We start from the raw sequence: 2,984 nt of genomic DNA on the forward strand, positions 1-2,984 counted from the left end.
TTATGTAAATAATTTGTTAACTTATTGCTAATAAAAATTAATTGAATTATTTATTATTTGTAACCTTTGTTACTTAAGAGTGAGAAAGAATTTATTAAATTTGCTATTCAAGTAAATAATATTATGAAGATTGATCAAATTTATACCGGTTGTTTAGCTCAAGGAGCTTATTCTATTGAAAGTCAAGGTCAAGTTGCAATTATTGATCCTTTGCGTGAAGTACAACCCTACATAGATAAAGCTGAGCAAAATAATGCTCAAATTAAGTACATATTTGAAACTCATTTCCATGCAGATTTTGTGAGTGGACATGTCACCTTAGCTGAAAAAACAGGTGCTTCAATCATTTTCGGCCCAACGGCGAGTCCGAGTTTTAAAGCTCATATTGCCAAAGACGGCGAAGTATTTCAATTAGGCGAACTAACGATTACCGCCTTGCATACTCCGGGACATACCATGGAAAGCACGACCTATTTGTTGAAAGATAAAAACGGTAAAGATTACGCTATTTTTAGTGGAGACACATTATTTTTAGGTGATGTGGGTCGACCCGATTTGGCTCAAAAAGCAGCACACATGACCCAAGAACAATTAGCAGGTTTGTTATATGATAGTTTGCGAACCAAAATCATGCCTTTGGCAGATGAGGTAATTGTTTATCCGGCACATGGAGCAGGTTCAGCTTGTGGGAAGAATTTAAGTAAAGAGACTGTTGGAACGATAGGAGATCAAAAAGCAACAAATTATGCGTTACGTGCCAATATGACCAAAGAAGAATTTGTGCAAGAAGTTACCGACGGATTGCTACCGCCACCGGCTTATTTCCCGATGAATGTAAAAATGAACAAGGAAGGGTATCAAAATGTTGAAAACATTATTAAGGAGGCCCAAGCCTACGATCCTAAAACCTTTGAATTGATTGCAAACGACACAGATGCTTTGATTTTAGATGTGCGTCATCAAGATGATTTTGCCAAAGGACATATTCCTAAATCTATTTTTATAGGTTTAGACGGTGGTTTTGCACCGTGGGTAGGTGCCTTAATATTGGATTACAAACAACCCATTTTGTTGGTGACTCAAGAAGGAAGAGAAAACGAAACCATTACACGCTTGGCTCGTGTGGGTTACGACAATACCATTGGTTATTTAAAAGGTGGCTTTGATGCCTGGAAAAATGCAGGCTACGAATACGATACGGTTACAACAGTAGAAGCAACGACGTTGGAACAAAAAATGAAGGACAACGTTCCGGTTTTTGATGTACGTAAACCGGGCGAATATGCCTCTGAACACGTTTTAGATGTGCCCTCAACACCATTGGACTTTTTAAATGAACACTTGGCGGAATTTCCAAAAGAAGAAAATTTCTATGTGCATTGTGCCGGCGGTTACCGAAGTATGATTGCAGCTTCTATTTTGAAAGCACGCGGGTATCACAATGTAATTGACGTTAAAGGCGGTTATGCCGCTATTAAAAACACCGGAATCAAACGGACGGCTTATGTTTGTCCGAGTACTTTATAGAGGTGCTAAGGTGCTGAGGTACTAAGGCTCTAAGGTTTTCTTAGACACCGCATAGCACCTCAGTACCTCAGTACCTCAGTACCTCAGTACCTTAGAACCTTAGCACCTCAAAAAAAATGAAAAAAATAATTGTATTACTACTAATTACCGCACTGACACTTTCGTGCCAATCGCAGTCGGATCCCAAAATAAAAGTACTACCAACAGCTACTTACAAAGAAGCCATTGCAAAAGGTAATGTACAAATTGTGGATGTTCGCACTCCTGAAGAATTTTCGGAGGGTGCCATTTCAAATGCTGTAAACATCAATGTTAATGGGGAATCTTTTGAATCGGATATTCAGAAGCTAGACAAAAATCAACCGGTGTATGTGTATTGCAGAAGTGGTGCCAGAAGTCAGAAAGCAGCTGAGAAAATGATTGCCTTAGGTTTTACGCAAGTCATTGATTTAGAAGGTGGTTATTTGAGTTGGCAGTAGGAGAAATATTCTAAAGATATAAAGTAATGAAAACGTTCAAAGATATCATTGATTCAGAAAAACCCGTATTGGTTGATTTTTTCGCCACTTGGTGCGGACCTTGTCAGTCATTAGCTCCCATTTTAAAAGAGGTGAAAGACAGTTTGGGCGAACGCATTTCCATTATTAAAATAGATGTGGATAAGAACCAATCATTGGCAGCCGATTATCAAGTACGCGGAGTACCCACCATGATGCTTTTTCAAAACGGCAAACAATTGTGGCGACAATCGGGCGTATTATCCAAGCAGCAAATTTTACAAGTCATTCTTGAAAAAGTGGCTGCATAATCGATAGCGAGAACAAAATCCGTTAGGAGGCATCAAAGTGACTCGTGGTACATTTGCAATAATTATATCAATTAACATTTATTTTTGTTGTTTGTATTTTTAAAACAATATATTTGTATTAGTAATCTGTTAATCTTTAAAATCTTATACCATGAAAAAATTAGTTTCATTATTGGCTGTTGCAGCATTCTTCATCTCAATGGATGCTATGGCAGGAGAACCAAAAAATAAAGAAAAGAAAAAAGCAAAATCTGAAAAAGCTGCTGCTGAGAAAAAAGAATGTTCTACAGGTGAGAAAAAAGCTTGTTGTGCTTCTAAAAAAGAAGAGGCTAAATCATAATTTTGTTTTAGAAATATAAAAGAAACCTGATTTATTCAGGTTTTTTTTATGTCTTTTTTTAATTTAAATTTTTATCAAAAATTACTATTGTTCAAACCCGTTTGCACATTATTTAAAATTAATTTTCTTATTAACTAAGCTTTTAAAACTGTCTTTTCTTTTGGATAATTAACTTTTCATGCAAGTAGTAATGCCTCTTTCAGGTTATTTAAAAATTGTGTGAGATGTTCTACTTCCACATGCTCCATTAAAACAATTTTATACCATTGATTCGTTTCAGAATCGTGTTTTTGTGGAACTAAATCAAAT

4 protein-coding genes are annotated in these 2,984 nt (G+C 36.2%); all 4 read left to right on the forward strand.

The window, feature by feature from the left end; genetic code table 11:
* Positions 1-123 precede the first annotated feature (123 nt).
* The 4 genes from ACIQ2S_RS12550 to ACIQ2S_RS12565 all read left to right on the forward strand — a co-directional run bounded on the left by ACIQ2S_RS12550 (position 124) and on the right by ACIQ2S_RS12565 (position 2,675).
* Positions 124-1,527, forward strand: a complete 1,404-nt coding sequence (locus ACIQ2S_RS12550; protein ID WP_396176512.1) for a rhodanese-like domain-containing protein — start codon at positions 124-126, stop codon at positions 1,525-1,527.
* Between the two features lie 116 nt (positions 1,528-1,643).
* Positions 1,644-2,006: a rhodanese-like domain-containing protein gene (locus tag ACIQ2S_RS12555; protein WP_396176514.1), complete on the forward strand. Its 363-nt coding sequence runs from the start codon at positions 1,644-1,646 to the stop codon at positions 2,004-2,006.
* A gap of 26 nt (positions 2,007-2,032) precedes the next feature.
* Positions 2,033-2,335, forward strand: a complete 303-nt coding sequence (gene trxA / locus ACIQ2S_RS12560; RefSeq protein ID WP_396176516.1) for a thioredoxin — start codon at positions 2,033-2,035, stop codon at positions 2,333-2,335.
* A gap of 151 nt (positions 2,336-2,486) precedes the next feature.
* Positions 2,487-2,675, forward strand: coding sequence for a hypothetical protein (locus tag ACIQ2S_RS12565; RefSeq protein ID WP_396176518.1), 189 nt, complete (start codon positions 2,487-2,489; stop codon positions 2,673-2,675).
* Positions 2,676-2,984 lie beyond the last annotated feature (309 nt).

Origin of the sequence: Flavobacterium sp. (assembly GCF_044371705.1) — a bacterium.
Classification (GTDB): domain Bacteria; phylum Bacteroidota; class Bacteroidia; order Flavobacteriales; family Flavobacteriaceae; genus Flavobacterium.